The following is a 17,204-nucleotide window of genomic DNA, read 5'->3' on the forward strand; positions in this document are numbered from 1 at the left end:
CTTGTTTCATAATGTCATCCAGCCGCCGTTCACATAGTGAAGAACAGTTTCAACGTGCCCTCAAAGTGATACCTGGAGGCGTCAATAGTCCTGCGCGGGCGTTTGGAGCAGTGGGAGGTCATCCGGTCATTATTGATCGGGGGGAAGGTCAGTATCTCTATGACATTGATGGCAATCGCTATATCGATTACGTCGGTTCCTGGGGGCCTCATATTCTCGGACATCGTCATCCGCAGGTTGTCTCCCGAATTGAAGAGGCACTTAAAAAGGGAACCAGTTTTGGTGCACCCACATTACTGGAAACGGAGCTGGCCGAACTCGTTGCTGAACTGGTACCTTGTGTTGAAAAGGTTCGTATGGTGAATTCCGGTACGGAAGCGGCTATGAGTGTCCTTCGATTGGCACGCGGATATACGGGGCGAGATAAAGTAATTAAGTTTGCGGGCTGTTATCATGGGCATGTTGACAGTTTACTCGTTCAAGCTGGTAGTGGGGCACTGACTTTAGGAACGCCTTCGAGTCCCGGTGTTCCTCAAGGTTGTACCTCTGACACATTAGTGCTTGAGTACAATGATCTTGATCAACTCAAAGAGACTTTTGCAAAAATGGGAGAGCAAATCGCCTGTCTGATTTTAGAGCCCGTTGTCGGTAATATGGGGGTCGTGCTGCCAGAACCTGGTTTTCTGGAAACCATCCGCGCGCTTTGTACAGAACATGACACAGTCTTTATCATGGATGAGGTTATGACCGGTTTCCGTCTTTCCATAGGAGGAGCGCAAGAGCGATTCGGCATCACACCTGATATTTGTATGTTGGGGAAAGTCATTGGTGGTGGAATGCCTGTGGGTGCTTATGGCGGTAAAGCAGAAATCATGGATACGATTTCTCCCATTGGAACGGTTTACCAGGCGGGAACACTTTCCGGGAACCCTATCGCAATGGCTTCGGGAATTGCGACCTTGCAATGCTTGAAAGAAACCAACCCCTATCCACAACTGGAAGAGAAAACACAACGTTTGACACAAGGACTTGTTTCTGCAACCAGTAAAGCGGGTTTGCCCCATACATTGGCAGAATGCGGTTCCATGTACACGCTCTTTTTCAATCCAGACAAAGTCACCAACTATACGATTTCTGCTTGTAATGATACGGATCGATTCGCTCGATATTTTCAAGGCATGCTGGACCGGGGGATTTATCTACCTTGTAGCCAGTTTGAAGCCAACTTTACTTCAGCGGCGTTAACCGATGATGATGTTGATCAAACCATTCAAGCAGCTGAGGAAGTTTTGCAGGAAATCGCCTGATTATGTTGATCAGGAATCGATCGCACAGATTTAAGGAGTGAAGTCCGTCGTTTCATCAATGCTCCTACAAAACGTTGCCAGTAACGTTGCTGCGTTGTCGATATCTTCCAACGAGATGACTTCAACCGGACTATGCATGTACCGATTTGGAATAGCCACGATTCCTGTCGCCATGCCTGCCTGGTTTAATTGCATTGCGTTGGCATCGTTTCCCGCAGGTCGAGCGATTCCATTAATCTGGCAGGCAATTTCTGTTTCGTTAGCTAATTGTGTCAATGAGGAAAATACAACAGGGTTCACATTCGGTCCACGATAAACGACTGGTCCACCACCAACCTTAATATCACCATTTTCTTTCTTGCTCACTGTAGGGCAGTCCGTGGCATGTGTCACATCAACGGCAATTCCGACTTCAGGCTGAATTGAATACGCACTGGTTTTTGCGCCTCTCAGTCCAATTTCCTCTTGCACTGTGGAAACGGAGAAGACTCCCACTTCAGGCTTTTTTTCACTTAGTTGGCGTAAGGCTTCCATCACGACCCAGACGCCGACTCGGTTGTCCATGCCAGGAGCAGAAGCCAACTGGTTCAGCATGGGACGAAACCCAAGCTCAAAGGTCACAGGATCTCCGATCGCAACCAGCTCTCGTGCTTCATCTCCATTTTTGGCACCGATGTCAATCCAGAGGTCTTTAATTTCTGGAACCGATTTTCTTTCTTCAGGAGTTAACAAGTGAATGGCTTTGCGAGCGATGACGCCATGCACTGGTCCAGAGGCAGTGTGTACCTGCATGTTCTGTCCCAGCAACATCTGAATGTCCCAACCACCAATCAGGTTTGCCCAAAGATAACCATCATCGTCGATATGCTGCACTAAAAGACCAATTTGATCACAGTGCCCCGCAAACATGACACGTCTTTTGGCATCCGGATTAATCGCTGCAATGACGTTACCGTGCAAGTCTGTTGTGACTTCATCAGCAAATGAACCAACATATTCACGAACAACCTCTTGGATAGGGCCTTCGTATCCAGAAGGAGCAGGAGCATGAAGTAGATTTTTCAGAAAATCGAGTGATTGCGCATCCATGAATTGAGTCCAAAAAATTGAAGGGTTTTACCTGTATACAAGAGAATATACTTGATATTCATCATCTATAACGATCAGTCGACTGATTGTAAGTGTCATAATTTTAGTAACTTATGATTTAATTTCAATCCGCACTCAAAAAAGCTCATTTGATTGAAACGCTTTAAAATGGGCTCGTTTATATGGAAGGATGTAAATTTGAGAAAAAAGATTCAGCCACTGATCAAATCTTTAAGCTAAGCTTGAGTAATGATTTGAGAATAAATTTAGAGTCCAGATGTGATGTCAAATCTTCTCCCAAAAAAGCGATTCAAAGTCACGATGGAAGTGAAGCATCAGAATGACTCCGAACACAAGAATAAATGATCGGTTATGTTATCTCCCCGTTAAAACTCTGAGGCTAAAATGGTTGATTGGACAAAATTACGTAAGGAATTGATTGGAGAAGGAAAAAAAAGCCCATTACCTCCTCAAATCAAGCTGCCGATGTTACCGAAAGCGGTGATGGAATTTTCACAAAAGTCTGAAGATCCCAAAGCGACACCCAAAGAACTCAGTAAGATCATAGAAACTGATGCTGGAATTTCTTGTGAATTATTACGGATGGTGAATTCCAGCGCGTTAGGATTACGTCGTAAAGTTTCATCTATTCAGCAAACGATCACCTTGATGGGGATCCGCTCGACAAAACTCTTTTTGATTACGACTGGTTTGAAGCAGGCTATGTCGACCAATGATTCCAAGCTGATCAATCTACCAAATTTCTGGAGCACGAATCTTGAGCGGGCATTGATGGCACGAGAAGTAGCACGATTAATGAAAGTCGATCCAGATATTGCTTTTTCAGCAGCGATGTTGCAGGATTTTCTGCTTCCGATTTTATCGAAAGAATTATTCGACCTCTATCTACAGTTTACCATCAATCAGGATAGCAATCCTTGTCTCATCAATGAATATGAGCGGAGGCATTTTAGCTGGGACCACTGTGAAGCAGCAGCAAATGTGATGTTAGACTGGTCGTTTCCTGATGAGTTAATCTGCACCGTCTATTTGCACCATCAAGGGTTGAAACTGCTGACTCATCCTGAATTGAGTAAAACAACTGCAGCAGCAGTTGCCGTAGCTTCACTGATTCCGGATCCGCTCCGTCAGGATCCCAATGGATTAAACCAGTTAATTCAATTGCATGAAGCCTGGGAAGAATTTAACCTATTCGACATGGCAGAACAGATTGATACTGAACTCAGAGAAGAATCGACGGCGGCCAGCAATTATCTTTCACTGAAAAATCGCCTGGAAAAACATGCAGCTCTAATTGAAAGCAATTAGCATCTGTTTTTTCAGGAGACGGTTGTGGAATAATCGCTTGTTTGTTTCAGGCTTTTGTCCCACTTTTCTTTTTCGGTTCGAATTTGTTCTTCAGAAAGTTTTTCCTGATCAATTGCTGAATCACTTTTTAATAGATAACGTCCGTCTTCGGTATGCACACAGAACTGTTTGAACCAGAGCATACTGGCAACGTTTGGTTGCGGACTGTAAAGCGTTACTGCGATCCCTTTTTCATAGAGATCGTAAAGCATCCCGAAAAAACCGCTTGGAATATATTTTACGTATGTCAATTCGACTCCAATCGATTTACATTTTTCTTGATCGACTAAACGAGTCAGAGTCTCTCGCAACAAGGACAGATCGGCACCATCCCAGATTTCCATCGTTCCGAAATCCAGTACAGTCACTCCTTCACGCACATAGACGCTCATTCGATCGCGTTTTGAAGCCATGCCGTCGTTCTCTCTTTCTGCTTGTTGACTATCAAAGCTGTTAAACAGTGAACTGTTAAGAACATTGAATAGACGCAAAGAGCGGACCAATTTTGTCCAGATTCATTTACTTTCTATTTACAATGTCAACAAACCCTTGTTAAGAAGAGGCTTACGAAAAATTATCGCCGCTAACATTCATAAACTCTTAACAGGCACTGTTGTGCTTTTTCTACATCCAGGCAACATGTGGTGTAAAAAGACATCATGGCTGACCCAACTGTTGAAACACTCAACAAACCCAACTTTTCAGTTCTTTGCAATGTCTAATTATATCTACGAAAGGCACCTGACAAGCGTTGGATAATGGTGACAGCGAACACAAAAGACGAGCGACGTTTGAGAATGAAAAACCTAACTCACAAAAAGCGGGGTTACTGTGCAGATGTGGTGAAGAACAATCTACAGAACCTTAAACACAGAGTTTAAGGTCAGAGTGGAAATCACGATTAGCTTGCAATAATCAATGCAGTTGGACGGGATTGTCTTGTCGAAGAATTGCTAATTCTGTTTTGAAAAATTTAGTGTGAATCTCGACTTGATCTATGTAGACATTGGCAACTTGTGATAAACAACTCGTATCTTACTTTTTCTGACGTAAGGATTTCTTCTGTGGTTGCTTATTGAAATTACGAATTTGATCGGGAACCTGCGCGTGCATTTCGTCATACAGTTTTTTTAGTCGAGCTACGACTTGCGGATTTTGCTTTGCTACATTGTGTTGTTCAGCGGAATCGTCTTTGAGATTGAACAACATCATCGACGCTGGCTGATCGCCACTCACCAGTCCTGGGAATTGGTTGGGCATGGCTTGTTCATAAGGGGCAATAATTGTGACCCCATCAGGACCCCGTGGATCAATCCAGTCTTTACTTTGAGTTTTGAGTGCCCGACGTGGTGATTGTTTGACATGTAGTTTCCACGGGCCACTGCGAATGGTAAATAAAGCGTTTCCCTTCATGGAGTACAACGCAGTGTGAGGAGAATCTGCTTTCTCTGTTAGTACAGGAAACAAATCTTTTCCGTCAATAATTCGGTCCGTTGGTAGTTTTATATTTGCCTGTTTCAAGATAGTGGGAAAGATGTCAATCGATCCACATACAGTGTCAATGACTTGTTGAGGAGGAATTTTGCCTGGCCAGCGCGCAATCATCGGTACGCGTAGCCCCCCTTCCCAACTTGTTGATTTCATTCCAGAGAGACCTGCTGTATGACCACCATACCAGGGACCATTGTCTGATGTAAAAATTACGAATGTGTTCTCATCGAGATTCAATTCTTTGAGAGCTTTGAAAATCTCTCCTACGCTCCAGTCCAGTTCGGCGATGACGTCTCCATACAGACCTGCCCCACTCTTTTTATAGAACGCTTCTGACGCTGCAAGAGGCTTATGGGGCATGGCGTGTGGTAGATAAAGAAAGAAAGGTTGTTTCTGGTTTTTACGAATAAATTTAAGGGCACGGTTTGTATAACGTTTCGTCAGGTTGGCTTGAATCACCGGATATTCAACCACTTTTTCGCCTTGAAATAAATTAACAGGGCGCATGTCATTTGAGTAGAGAATACCGAGGTAGTCATCGAATCCATGTCGCGTGGGATAAAATTGTGGATCATGTCCCAAGTGCCATTTGCCTACACAGATCGTGGCATAGCCATTCTCTTTCAACAACTCGCTCAGCAAAAGCTCACTTTTGGCAATTCCGACTCCACTCCGAAACCGTCCTCCATCAGGCGCCGGGTTAAACCAAACACCATGCCGCCAGGGATAACGACCTGTCAGCAGTGTTGCCCGCGATGGCGCACAATAGGGAACAGGCACATTGAACTGCGTTAAGCGTGCTCCTTCAGCCGCCATCTGATTCAGGTTGGGAGTTTTAAACCGCGGGTGACCATAGCATTCCAGATCACCATATCCCAGGTCGTCCGCAAAAATAACAATGAAGTTCGGTTTTGACTTTGATTCAGCGCCAAGCAGAGCCTGTTGACAAAACACAATCAGGCATACGAAACTAAAGAATGTTCTTTGAATGCGCATCACAATGGTTTCCTGACTGACTGGGAATCGAGGATATCAAGATTAGAACTTCAAAATCAAATCAGCGGTTCATGCCATTTAACCGAGCGGGAATGGTTCCGGCTCCAGCATGAATGGGAAAACCCGAATTGGCTCGCCCATCGTTAAATCATCGGGATAACGGAGCTGAGCGGCGCGGTCAGCTGCAAATTGCAGCTTCGTTAATTCGAGTCCACAATAGTGGTCAGCGTTCGATTCTGCTGCGACGTCTGCAAAGACTTCACCGGCAGAAGCAGCGTGACGACGCACGCCATGGATACTTCCTTCTCGAACTTTGATACCCGCGGCGGAAAGTTTCACTAATCCTTTCAGGAACCGACCGGGAATAGAATCCGGGCCACATACTCTCAGCAGGCGTTCCCATTCATCATGGGCTTCCCAATAGAACCCCAGATTGAAATAGTCGATGGCATTCAGGTAATTACGATGTTCAACCCAATTATCTTCGGTTAGAGCTTTAGGGGGTTTGGGTTTATTACCATAGCTGTGACCCTTTGGATCGCGGTAAGGATGCGGCAGGTTTTTACCGGGAACAAAAGTATATTCCGGTAGCCGGGATGAAGGTAATAAACGCACAACTTCAGCAACAGGATAAACCATCCTTTTAAATCTCCAATTTCTCTTCAAATAATTAGGTAAATGTTTCTCAGGCGTTTCAGCAACAAAAGCTGAGGTAACGGTATTGAGTGAGTCTGTCTGGTTAGACCAAACCTGATAATTTAGCCAAATCTAACTCATTTATTCATAAGAGGTTCCGCAACGATAGCGCCAGAAACCTCATTGATTTGGGTTCTCCCCCATTTCCATATTGGGGTGGCTCTTTCTGGGCTCAAAGTGTAGGCATTTCATTTAATGCAGTATTGAGCAAAGGGGGTAGGAAACTGAAAAACGAGCCACTAAAGCCTGTTTTACAAGCCTTTCTTTCATGGCTCCATCATATACGAGCTTTTTAGAACATAAAGAGCAGATTTCGGATTTTGGGCGAATTTCGAGAATTTCCCTATTTTCCAGTTCTAATCAGGTGAAATAGCGATGAATTATCGAATTCCAGGGATTCCGATTGAAAGATTCTGGCTTCATTGGGGACGACAATTACGGTTTGAGGTTTGAATCTCCAGCTTGTTTCTGCCGGGCTTCTTCTGCACGTATTCTTCTGGCGGAAATACTCCGAAATTCCCAGGGTAGTTTACTGTTTTCGGGGAGTGAGTCCAGCACATTCCTGAGTTGTGCGTACGATTCCAGACTCACCTTGTCTGTTTTAATCCGGTTGGAATTTGCGAGATTATGCAACTCCAGAGGGTCTTCCGAAAGGTCATAAAACTCACCCGTTGAGTAGAGCTTAAAGCGTTCGTCTCGAACCACTCTCTGTTTGTAATATTGTGTTAGGCACCAAGGACGCCAGGGAGTTTTGAGAGGCTGATTCAGAATTTGTGGTGCAAATGATCTCCCATTAATCTTGACTCCTTTGGGGAGTGGAGCCTTTGCCAGATCGGCTAATGTTGGAAGCACATCGGACACGTCAATCAGGTCATCACTGATGCGCTCACTGCCGACCAGCTTCGGACAATTCACGATCAACGGCATATTGATCCCCTGCTCTTTGAGAGAATAAATTCCCTCTCCAGAGACTCGACCGTTGATGCGACCTCCCAGGCTCTGTTCTGCGTTCTGATCAGTTCCATTATCGGTTCCATTATCGGGAACAATGAAGAGAATTGTATTGTCACGAATTCCCAGTTCATCCATCGCTGTGACTAATCGACCAATCAAGTGATCCGAGTAATTTAGCATCCCGGCAAACTTTTCGCGGGGTGTTAACTCTTTCCCCAAATTGTGCGGAGTCGAGACAACGGGGATGTGAGTGAGAATCGCAGAATAGTAGGCACAGAAGGGGCGATCCCGATGTGTTTTCATATATTCGATCAGATAGTCAGTAAAGATATCAGGACCAAATTTCCCTTTTGTCTCCATTCGCTGACCATTTTTGATGACATACGGATTCCAGTAACGCTGTTTATGTGCCGGATGTCCTTTTTTACCTTCCGGGAAGATGCAATGTTCTTCAAATCCATGTTTTTTGAGCGCATCGTTCTGAGCGGGATCAAATAAGTCATTGATCTGCCACTTACCGGAGATGCAGGTATGATAGCCGGCATCTCTGAGGATGCGCGCAAAACAGACTTCCCGGTCCCAGTCGAAATATCCGCCGCCATAGATCGCCGGGTCATGATGCGTATGCCAGCCGGACTGGAAAGGATAGCGGCCTGTCAGCAACATATGTCGTGTAGTGCTACAGACCGGAGTCACATAACAATTCCGAAATCGTAGCCCGGTATAAGCCAGATGATCGATATTCGGAGTCTGGTTTTCCTGGCTGCCATAGCTGCGAAACCAGTCTTTTCCCACATTATCGAGCAGAATAAAGATGATATTAGGACGATTGTCTGCTTTCGCTTTTGCTGCAAACAGCATCGATTGCTGCATTGCAAGCAGACAAAAAACAAAACAAATCATTTGAATCAAACGTTTCATAGGAATCTCATTTGCAATGTCGAGTACTATTTTTTCTCTTCCGAATTTTCCACCGGCGCTACCGCTGCCGATTGCCCCCGCATTTTCTGGATTTCGGGAATCACTTTCTGGGTTGCGATATACCAGGCCATACCTAAGAGTAACAAGAAACCGATGCCTGCGAAAATATTCATTAAAACGCCATTACGATGTTCGCCCATCACTTTTTTACTGCTGGTTAACAAGAGTAGTCCACCTGCAGCTAATGGTGCAGCCACGACTGTGACTGCCTGTGCTGCCACAATTGCAGCAACAGGACGAATCCCTGATTCAATAACGTAGAGCGCGACGAACATTCCGGTCAATAACACAATTGCTGTCAGAATACGTGTCGATTTGTGTTGAGGTGTGCTACCTAATCCCAGGCTGTCTGATAAAATAAATCCACCTATCATCGAGTTTACAATGAAGGACGAATAGGCGGCGGAAAACAAACCGATACAAAATAAAACTTGTCCTTTTTCGCCAAACAGGGGCTTCAAAGCGTTTCCTACATCACCGACCCCTCTAAGATCTTGTCCTCTAAGCACGGCAGCTGCGGTAGACATAATCATGATCGTGATTAAGGCCATAATGCCGGCACTGACACGGGCATCAATCCGCCCATCTTTCAGGTCTTTTACTGTCCAGCCTTTGAACCGAGCCAGATAGGATTGGTAGAAGGCTGCAGTGATGACAAAAGTCGTACCAACAAGCCCCAGGAGCGAAATATTAAGAATCGAATCGACACCATTCCCACCAGAACCGGGAATGATTCCTTCTGCCATTTCCAGCAAATTGGGTTTCGCAAAAAAGAGATTGATAGCAAAAGACGCCAGCATGAGACCAACAAAAACAGACATCAGACGTTCGATGAGTTTATAGAGGTTCTTAAAGCCAAACAAAAATGCAATTGAGATCGCGTTGAATATTACAATGCCATATTTAAAATCAGTGTAATTTTCGAGGGCTGAGTGAACACCCAAATTATTCCCAAACTGATAGGCGGCAGAAATGAAAAAGACGCCACATCCTATTAACACAGTTAATGGTCTGCCAACTTTTTGAGCTAATAATGTACAAGTTGATTCATTGGTTACCGCTCCCAGCTTTGCACCTAATGAAGTATAGATCAGCATGAAGATAACCGAAACGAGTACAACCCAGATCATGCTATAGCCATGCTCGGAACCAAGCTTGGAACTCGTCAAAATGCTGCCCGGGCCAATCACAACACAGGCGGTTACTAATCCAGGGCCAATTCGCTGCCACCAATGTGGCCTGACAGTTGTCGATTGTTCTTCAGTCACGTTACCGGGTATCCTTAGGGAGTCACTCATAGTGTGTCAAATCAAAGCTCTATGATATTTATTATGCGAATCCTGCTTCGATACACAATCCATTTGCTCGTTTGTCCGGTTTTATTTTGGAAACAGTCGGTGTACCATTTAAGATGGAATCTTAGTGAGTCTAAAATGATTCTCGTTCACTCGCTCAATTTGAACTGGCTGATCAAAGCCACATCTATAAAAAATAAAGGGTAGCAAAGTGAAATATCTATGGAATTTACTCTTATTAACAGGAGTAATGTCAGGCCTCGTGCTGGAATCGGTGTCTGCTAAACCGAAACAAGCTGCCGCTTCTCATCAGCAGCCTCCCAATTTTATTGTTATCTTTTGTGATAATCTGGGTTATGGCGATATCGAACCCTTTGGCTCGACCGTCAACCGGACTCCCTGTTTAAATCGAATGGCGAGAGAAGGTCGTAAGTTTACCCATTTCTGTGTGACCGCCGGTGTCTGCACTCCTTCTCGTGCTTCGATTATGTCGGGCTGTTATTCTCAACGGGTTGGTATGCATTGGAATCCCCGCGATGGTCAAGTTCTACGACCGATTTCTCCCTATGGTTTACATCCGGACGAGATCACTGTGGCCGAAATTTTGAAAGACAAAGGTTACAAAACCGGAATGATCGGGAAATGGCATTTGGGTGATCAGCCCCCGTTTCTCCCTACGGCACAAGGTTTTGAATACTTTTATGGCATTCCTTACAGTGATGACATGACTCAAGCTGTAGGCAAACGACTCGGAGAACGGTTTGAAGGAAATCAATGGCCTCCCCTGCCTGTGATGTTAAATGACAAGGTCATCGAAGCAGGCGTTGATCGCAATTTGTTAACCAAACAATATACCGAGAAGGCAGTCGAATTTATTGAGCGGAATCAAGATCAACCATTCTTCCTCTATTTTCCTCAAGCAATGCCGGGCAGTACACAAAAACCTTTTTCCAGTGAAGCTTTTCGTGGCAAAAGTAAAAATGGTCCCTGGGGAGACAGCATCGAAGAACTCGATTGGTCAACTGGACAAATTTTGGATAAGCTTGTTGAGCTGGGCATTGATCAAAACACGCTTGTCATCTGGACGTCAGACAACGGCTCGCCAATGGCCAGGAACATGGCCAGCACCGAGCGAGGTACCAATAATCCATTGCACGGTCGTGGATACACGACGGCGGAAGGAGCGTTCCGTGTGCCAACAATCATGTGGTGGCCGAAAACGATTCCCGCGGGAACGGTTTGTGAAGAGCTAGCGACGACCATGGATTTACTGCCTACTTTTGCACATCTTTCAAAGGCAAAAGTGCCCACGGATCGGATCATCGATGGTCATGATATCCGTCCACTCATTGTCGGCAAAGCAGGTGCGAAAACGCCGTATGATGTTTTTTACTATTATGCAATGGAACAGTTACAAGCAGTGCGTAAAGGGCCTTGGAAACTTTTCCTGCCGCTAAAAAAATTCAGTCGCCATCCTCACTTTAAAAAGGGGGAAAGCTCAAAACCACTTTTGTTTAATGTGGTGACCGACATTAGTTCCGAACATAATGTGGCTGAGCAACATCCAGAGATTGTGAAAGAACTGATGATTCTAGCGGAAAAAGGTCGCGCTGATTTAGGCGATACAAATCGTCCTGGCGCCAATCAACGAAAACCCGGGAAAATTGAGAACCCCCTGCCACCCACGTTTGAGACAACGTCTAGAAAATAGTCATTCCCAATGGCACGTTAATCAGACAACTTCCAATTTTTTTACGATCGTGCATTTTTAAAGAATAGAGAATTCATTCATGTCTCCTCATGAAGTTGATTGTCACACCGTCAAACAAAAAATCGATGCAAATCATGAATTTATATTACTCGATTGTCGGGAACAAGAAGAATATGACTTAGTCAATATCTCAGCATCTCGACTGTTGCCTATGAGCGAGATTCAGCAGCGTGTATCCGAGTTGGAAATACATCGCTCAGAAGAGATTATTGTCTACTGCCATCATGGTATGCGTAGTTTGCAAGTGACTAACTGGTTGTTGCAGCAGGGCTTTACAGATGTCAAAAGTATGCAGGGAGGAATTGATGCCTGGTCCTGTGAAATTGATAATTCGAAAATACGATATTGAACGTCGATATGGAAGTTGTCATGTTCTGTTGATATAATTTGTTGACAAGCTTTGAGCATTCACCCTTTGTCTCCACTTGGAAGTCTATCATGTCATACGAACAGGCATTGTTTCTCTACCCGATTATTGCAGGTCTCGTTTTCAGTTCTACAGCACAAAAAGCGGCTGCAGAAGAACCACTCGTGTTCATTTCCGCTTTTGCTCCCGGTGATAAAGGAGCCATTCATGCATTTAAACTGAATCCTGAAACGGGGGAATTAAAACTGGTACAGCGGACAACCGATGTCGAACATCCTTTTTTTCTGGCAGTTTCACCGGATAACAAATATCTCTATTCAATCCATGCACCAGGAAAATTTGGTGGTAAAGAAAACGAATCCGTTGCCGCTTACGAATTGCTTGGTCGCACTGGAAAATTGAAATTACTGAATCGGCAGTCTTCTTTGGGAACGGCCTCATGTTATTTGGATATTGATAAGTCAGGAAAAGCAGTCGTCGTTGCCAACTATTCATCGGGTAGTGTAGCATCACTGCCTGTCAAAGAAGATGGTTCACTAGGTGAAGCATCTTCTTTTATCCAGCATAAAGGCTCGAGCGTTAATCCCGCGCGACAGAAAGAACCACATGCACACAGTATTGTCATCAGTCCCGATCAGAAATTTGTTTATGCCGCAGATTTAGGCCTGGATAAGGTATTAGCTTATGCGCTTGATCCCAAAACAGCCAAGCTTTCAGAAAGTCTGCAACCGTTTGTGAGAACTCTCCCTGGTGCCGGTCCTCGACATCTGACATTTCATCCCAATGGAAAACACCTTTATGTCATCAACGAACTAAAGAATTCCATCTCTGAATTTGATTATGATCTCAAAACTGGAACGCTCATTGAACGTCAAACAATATCCACAGTGCCCGAAGATTTTGAAGGCACAAGCCATACTGCCGATTTGAAAATTACACCTGATGGTCGTTTTTTGTACGGTACGAACCGCGGGCACGACAGCATTGCAGCGTATCGGATTGATGATCAAGGGCAGTTGACTCTATTGGGAATTGAACCAAGCCTTGGCAAAGGCCCACAAAACCTGGCGATCACGGCAGACGGCAAATTCCTACTTTGCGCGAATATGCCCGGCAATAATGTGGTGGTATTTCGAATCGGTAAAAAAACTGGTGGCCTGACACCCGTAGGCGAGCCAGTTTCAATGCCAAGTCCGTCCTGCATCATGATTCGTTAAAGCAACGTTGTGATTCTGGAAATAATACGCCAATGACAAACTGGGTTCAGGCAGGATGTTTGCCTTCCGTTTTGGAAGCAGATTCGTCATCATCAGCGTGATTGAAATCATATTCGTCCATCAAGGTAGAAGGACAGGTTTCCTCTTGCTCACATTGTTTGCAAATGATGTGAATCAGATCAGATCCTGCGAGTTTCAGCTGATTCTTCTCACAAAGTTGATATAGTTCTTTTAGGTGTGTGCAAACCATGATTTATCTACTCCTTTTTATTGTACCGTCAAATAATTTAACGTTACTGAAATCCCGATAATGGGATAATATCAAAATTGAACTCCATTACCTTTATTTTTATGCATTTGCACTTGAGTGTGCAATAGCAGTCGTGTTCATGATTATCAGAAGCTTTCACTTATTTTGCATGAGTAAAACATGAATCAACCAGACTATCCATGGACTTTCCTGCATGTTAATGACAGCCATATGGGAACTCCCCGCTCTTATCGATTTCGGCCCGCGATCAACAAACGCTGGGCAGCGATTAAGCAACAAATTGCTGCCATTGATGCTGATTTGCTCTTACATGGTGGTGATCTCACCCGTGACGGAGACACACATGAGTTTGAATATCAGCAAGCACGCGAAGATCTGGATACACTTCCCTTTCCCACATTTGTGATTCCCGGAAATATGGATGTAGGCAACAAACACGCCTCTCAAAACGGTGTAAAAAGTCGTTGGGACCCACTGGGATTAGGTTGGCATGATCCGGATTTGAATATGACTGCCCAGCGTCTGGACCTGTTCAGTGCCTATTTTGGTCCATTGCAATGGTCGTTTCGACATCGTGATGTGCGATTTACCGGTTTTTATGCTGCCGTCGCAGGCACGGGGCTCCCACATGAACGACGCTTCTGGCAAATGATGGAACGTTTGCCCCAACTTCCGTCAGCAAAGCACCATGTGGCTGTAATGCATTATTGGCCGTTTATGGAACAACCTGACGAACCGGCATGGGATCTGACTGATGGAGATCAGTATGACAACTGGTATTTTTCGATTGATCCTCCACACCGACAGCGGCTATGGGAAATTCTTAAAGCATCCAAAGTTGAAATTCTATTTTGTGGGCACGTTCACACGGGGCGTCCCGTTCAAGTCGTCGATAACATTCGCGTATATCGCACACAGGCTGCTGGTAATACAGGACAATTGTCTGAACGCTGGCCGGATGCAGATACTCGCTTTGGCTTTCATCGCTGTGATGTGAGTGAAACAGGTATCGATGTGAAGTTTATTTTAGGCAACGATCAATGTGAAGAATTCGGTACGTTCGGTCCATTGGGACATCCCCCTGTGAATGAACGTGATTATACGGTTGCACAAGAAAAACCATCGATTACCCCTGATGTAGTACACTAAAGTTTTTAGACGAAAATGGAGTGACTTGTGAAAGCTTCGGTTTACATTGCCACCAGTCTGGATGGTTTTATCGCCCGAGAAAATGGAGAACTCGATTGGTTGCCCGGCAGTGATGGGCAAAGCGATCCTGATGGGGAAGACTATGGCTATCACGAATTCATGGATTCGGTCGATGCTCTGGTGATGGGACGCAACACGTTTGAATTAGTACTCTCCTTTGGAGAGTGGCCTTATGGATCCAAACGGGTGATCGTACTCAGCAGCAAACCACTTCCAATTCCGAGCCACTTGCCTCCTACGGTAGAGTCGACATCATGTTCCCCATCTGACTTAGTACAGAAGCTTTCAGATGAGGGGCTAAAGCACTTATACATTGATGGTGGTAAAACAATTCAAAGTTTTCTGAATGCCGGATTGATTCAGGAACTTATCATTACCAAAGTACCAGTTCTGATTGGCAGTGGCATTTCTCTATTTGGACCTTTGGACAAAGACAAGAAATTGCAGCACATCGAAACTCTTACATATGAAAATGGATTTGTACAAAGCAGGTACGAATTGGTGGAGTAATCAGGATGACTTGTCTTCCTTGAATTTTCGATTAATTACTTGGAATTTTATATCACACATCAGTTTCCTAAAGTAACATATTTTCTCACAAAGGTTCTCGAACAGTTCTCAAGTCGCAACCCTGTCGAGAGTTGAAAACTCACTCATCATTGACACATTCAATTTTCTTCGAAAGGAATAGCCCATGTTCGTTCGACTTATTGTCATGACCATCATTTTCAATCTGTTAGCAGGAACCACTTTGTTCGCAGAAGACCACGCCGACGGTAAAAATACCGAACTACTTAAGGCCGTTGAAATTTTGGATACCGCTTTTGAAAAACAGGATGACGCTACGATACGAAAGTTGATTGATACCAACCATATTTCGATTGCTCCCTCCTATCAGTTCTTTAATCGAAAAGATCAGTTGAAAGCATTGCCAGAACTGAAAATTACGTTGTTCGAAGCAGAGCCTAAAAAGATTTTATACGTAACTCCTAAAACTGCATTAATTTCATATAAAGCAAAATTGGCGGGAACCTATGCCGGGGAGAAATTGCCCGCCCGCGTACAGATTCTTGAATCATGGGTAAAGCGTAAGGGAAAATGGATAGAAGTGTCTTACCAGGAAACTCCGTTACCATGAAGTTATTTCAGACAATATGTCGAATTTGAAGAGAGTGATCCAGAACGGGCAGTACCACATTATCTCTGAGTTAACAATCAGAGTTGTTTTCTGCTGCTTCTTTCATCCAGCCTTGAAGCATGTCGCGCAACAGTGACAGTTCACGGAAGAGTTGCCTTTGATCTTTATTAGCATGTTCGAAACACCACGGCCCACGAAAACCGGCATTCCAACCAATCTCGAAACAACGTTTTAGATCATAGAGAGAATGCTCTCCCCTGGGGCCCATCGCACGAGCTTTGAAATCACAGGTAACCGCAATGGGAAATGTTTTTTTCAGTCCAGCATAACGTATGGGATTACTGTCCCAGTTTCCTGTATCGGGGCACGCTGCAACATTGCCACCGATGGCTTTGACTAACTTCACAACTGATTCCGGATCATTTTGCATCCAGCCATAATTTTCTACCAGCAGTTGCACATTGCGTTCGGCTCCATATTCACACAATTTCCGATAGCTGGCAACGTGAATTTTCATATCGGGACGTTTCACAAGAGGTAAGGGGCGTGCCCATTTCAAACCCAGATGTGCAGCAACATCAATCGATTTTTTATAGGCAGTGAGTGCCTTATTGCGCGTTGTTGCATCGGTACTGTTCATATCCAAATTGCGCTGGTTCATCTTTAAATTGGTGAGAATACAACCTGCTTTTTCCGCTGAGTCTCGGACCTGATCAAGATACTTTTGATCGGTCTTAGCCAGAGTAGAAGTATTGAGGTCAATCACGGTCATCCCTAGTTCATTTCGTAGAATATGAGGAAGCTCCAGTAGTGTAAATTTTCCCTTTGCCGGGATTGATGACATCTGATAGGTCAAAGAAGAAGTGGTGATCCCGAGCGCTTTGTCGAGAGGATTTACTACCTGTTGTTTACTTTGAGCTTCTGATGTTTGGGAACTGTTTCCTAAAACGGCAGAAAGGAACGTGCCAGTACCAGCATGTATAAAACTTCGTCTGGATAGTTCCATGTGCGTTTCTCCGGTTCGAACAGGTAACGGGCAATTAAGGTATTAGAC

General features: G+C 44.6%; 16 protein-coding genes. 8 read left to right on the forward strand and 8 right to left on the reverse strand.

Features of this window, described 5'->3' with window-relative positions; translation table 11 throughout:
- Nucleotides 1-11 precede the first annotated feature (11 nt).
- Nucleotides 12-1,307 carry a glutamate-1-semialdehyde 2,1-aminomutase gene (gene hemL / locus V144x_RS07435; protein ID WP_144983611.1) on the forward strand — a complete coding sequence of 432 codons (1,296 nt, stop codon included), beginning with the start codon at nt 12-14 and terminating at the stop codon, nt 1,305-1,307.
- A 30-nt stretch (nt 1,308-1,337) separates the two neighbouring features.
- On the opposite strand, the gene V144x_RS07440 is transcribed toward hemL, so the two are convergent.
- Entirely contained in the window at nt 1,338-2,396 is a 1,059-nt protein-coding gene (locus V144x_RS07440; protein ID WP_144983614.1) for a M42 family metallopeptidase, read from the reverse strand.
- Nucleotides 2,397-2,801: 405 nt separating this feature from the next.
- Between V144x_RS07440 and V144x_RS07445 the strand changes: the two genes are divergently transcribed.
- Nucleotides 2,802-3,725: an HDOD domain-containing protein gene (locus tag V144x_RS07445; RefSeq protein ID WP_144983616.1), complete on the forward strand. Its 924-nt coding sequence runs from the start codon at nt 2,802-2,804 to the stop codon at nt 3,723-3,725.
- A gap of 11 nt (nt 3,726-3,736) precedes the next feature.
- Here V144x_RS07445 and V144x_RS07450 read toward each other — a convergent pair whose 3' ends face one another.
- The 5 genes from V144x_RS07450 to V144x_RS07470 form a co-directional block, all read right to left on the reverse strand.
- Entirely contained in the window at nt 3,737-4,177 is a 441-nt protein-coding gene (locus tag V144x_RS07450) for a hypothetical protein (protein ID WP_144983619.1), read from the reverse strand.
- 622 nt (nt 4,178-4,799) lie between these two features.
- A complete protein-coding gene (locus V144x_RS07455; RefSeq protein ID WP_144983621.1) occupies nt 4,800-6,251 on the reverse strand; it encodes a sulfatase family protein in 1,452 nt (483 codons plus the stop codon).
- A gap of 78 nt (nt 6,252-6,329) precedes the next feature.
- The gene (locus V144x_RS07460; RefSeq protein WP_144983624.1) at nt 6,330-6,890 is read right to left on the reverse strand and encodes a DUF309 domain-containing protein; all 561 of its coding nucleotides are present in this window, start codon (nt 6,888-6,890) and stop codon (nt 6,330-6,332) included.
- Nucleotides 6,891-7,382: 492 nt separating this feature from the next.
- On the reverse strand, nt 7,383-8,822 hold the full coding sequence (locus V144x_RS07465) for a sulfatase-like hydrolase/transferase (protein ID WP_144983627.1): 1,440 nt from the start codon (nt 8,820-8,822) through the stop codon (nt 7,383-7,385).
- A gap of 26 nt (nt 8,823-8,848) precedes the next feature.
- Nucleotides 8,849-10,150, reverse strand: coding sequence for an Nramp family divalent metal transporter (locus V144x_RS07470; protein WP_197998808.1), 1,302 nt, complete (start codon nt 10,148-10,150; stop codon nt 8,849-8,851).
- Between the two features lie 277 nt (nt 10,151-10,427).
- Between V144x_RS07470 and V144x_RS07475 the strand changes: the two genes are divergently transcribed.
- The 3 genes from V144x_RS07475 to V144x_RS07485 all read left to right on the forward strand — a co-directional run bounded on the left by V144x_RS07475 (nt 10,428) and on the right by V144x_RS07485 (nt 13,532).
- On the forward strand, nt 10,428-11,888 hold the full coding sequence (locus V144x_RS07475; protein WP_144983633.1) for a sulfatase family protein: 1,461 nt from the start codon (nt 10,428-10,430) through the stop codon (nt 11,886-11,888).
- A gap of 79 nt (nt 11,889-11,967) precedes the next feature.
- Nucleotides 11,968-12,297, forward strand: a complete 330-nt coding sequence (locus V144x_RS07480) for a rhodanese-like domain-containing protein (protein WP_144983636.1) — start codon at nt 11,968-11,970, stop codon at nt 12,295-12,297.
- Nucleotides 12,298-12,386: 89 nt separating this feature from the next.
- Complete coding sequence (locus V144x_RS07485) at nt 12,387-13,532, forward strand: lactonase family protein (RefSeq protein ID WP_144983638.1); 1,146 nt, start codon at nt 12,387-12,389, stop codon at nt 13,530-13,532.
- A gap of 46 nt (nt 13,533-13,578) precedes the next feature.
- Here the strand turns inward: V144x_RS07485 and V144x_RS07490 are convergent, their stop codons facing one another.
- A complete protein-coding gene (locus tag V144x_RS07490) occupies nt 13,579-13,782 on the reverse strand; it encodes a hypothetical protein (protein ID WP_144983641.1) in 204 nt (67 codons plus the stop codon).
- Between the two features lie 180 nt (nt 13,783-13,962).
- Here V144x_RS07490 and V144x_RS07495 point away from each other — a divergent pair, with 180 nt between their 5' ends.
- From V144x_RS07495 to V144x_RS07505, 3 genes are all read left to right on the forward strand, one after another.
- Nucleotides 13,963-14,952 carry a metallophosphoesterase family protein gene (locus V144x_RS07495; RefSeq protein WP_144983644.1) on the forward strand — a complete coding sequence of 330 codons (990 nt, stop codon included), beginning with the start codon at nt 13,963-13,965 and terminating at the stop codon, nt 14,950-14,952.
- A gap of 27 nt (nt 14,953-14,979) precedes the next feature.
- Nucleotides 14,980-15,522, forward strand: a complete 543-nt coding sequence (locus tag V144x_RS07500; RefSeq protein ID WP_144983647.1) for a dihydrofolate reductase family protein — start codon at nt 14,980-14,982, stop codon at nt 15,520-15,522.
- Nucleotides 15,523-15,706: 184 nt separating this feature from the next.
- Nucleotides 15,707-16,150, forward strand: coding sequence for a nuclear transport factor 2 family protein (locus V144x_RS07505; protein ID WP_144983650.1), 444 nt, complete (start codon nt 15,707-15,709; stop codon nt 16,148-16,150).
- Nucleotides 16,151-16,220: 70 nt separating this feature from the next.
- Here the strand turns inward: V144x_RS07505 and V144x_RS07510 are convergent, their stop codons facing one another.
- Nucleotides 16,221-17,156, reverse strand: a complete 936-nt coding sequence (locus V144x_RS07510) for a sugar phosphate isomerase/epimerase family protein (RefSeq protein ID WP_144983653.1) — start codon at nt 17,154-17,156, stop codon at nt 16,221-16,223.
- Nucleotides 17,157-17,204 lie beyond the last annotated feature (48 nt).

This window comes from Gimesia aquarii (genome assembly GCF_007748195.1).
Taxonomy (GTDB): Bacteria; Planctomycetota; Planctomycetia; order Planctomycetales; family Planctomycetaceae; genus Gimesia; species Gimesia aquarii.

What these genes read in the sequence shown, in the direction of transcription:
- hemL (WP_144983611.1), top strand. Translation starts at nt 12, where the DNA reads ATGTCATCCAGCCGCCGTTCACATAGTGAAGAACAGTTTCAACGTGCC.
- V144x_RS07440 (WP_144983614.1), bottom strand. Translation starts at nt 2,396, where the DNA reads ATGGATGCGCAATCACTCGATTTTCTGAAAAATCTACTTCATGCTCCT.
- V144x_RS07445 (WP_144983616.1), top strand. Translation starts at nt 2,802, where the DNA reads ATGGTTGATTGGACAAAATTACGTAAGGAATTGATTGGAGAAGGAAAA.
- V144x_RS07450 (WP_144983619.1), bottom strand. Translation starts at nt 4,177, where the DNA reads ATGGCTTCAAAACGCGATCGAATGAGCGTCTATGTGCGTGAAGGAGTG.
- V144x_RS07455 (WP_144983621.1), bottom strand. Translation starts at nt 6,251, where the DNA reads ATGCGCATTCAAAGAACATTCTTTAGTTTCGTATGCCTGATTGTGTTT.
- V144x_RS07460 (WP_144983624.1), bottom strand. Translation starts at nt 6,890, where the DNA reads ATGGTTTATCCTGTTGCTGAAGTTGTGCGTTTATTACCTTCATCCCGG.
- V144x_RS07465 (WP_144983627.1), bottom strand. Translation starts at nt 8,822, where the DNA reads ATGAAACGTTTGATTCAAATGATTTGTTTTGTTTTTTGTCTGCTTGCA.
- V144x_RS07475 (WP_144983633.1), top strand. Translation starts at nt 10,428, where the DNA reads ATGTCAGGCCTCGTGCTGGAATCGGTGTCTGCTAAACCGAAACAAGCT.
- V144x_RS07480 (WP_144983636.1), top strand. Translation starts at nt 11,968, where the DNA reads ATGTCTCCTCATGAAGTTGATTGTCACACCGTCAAACAAAAAATCGAT.
- V144x_RS07485 (WP_144983638.1), top strand. Translation starts at nt 12,387, where the DNA reads ATGTCATACGAACAGGCATTGTTTCTCTACCCGATTATTGCAGGTCTC.
- V144x_RS07490 (WP_144983641.1), bottom strand. Translation starts at nt 13,782, where the DNA reads ATGGTTTGCACACACCTAAAAGAACTATATCAACTTTGTGAGAAGAAT.
- V144x_RS07495 (WP_144983644.1), top strand. Translation starts at nt 13,963, where the DNA reads ATGAATCAACCAGACTATCCATGGACTTTCCTGCATGTTAATGACAGC.
- V144x_RS07505 (WP_144983650.1), top strand. Translation starts at nt 15,707, where the DNA reads ATGTTCGTTCGACTTATTGTCATGACCATCATTTTCAATCTGTTAGCA.
- V144x_RS07510 (WP_144983653.1), bottom strand. Translation starts at nt 17,156, where the DNA reads ATGGAACTATCCAGACGAAGTTTTATACATGCTGGTACTGGCACGTTC.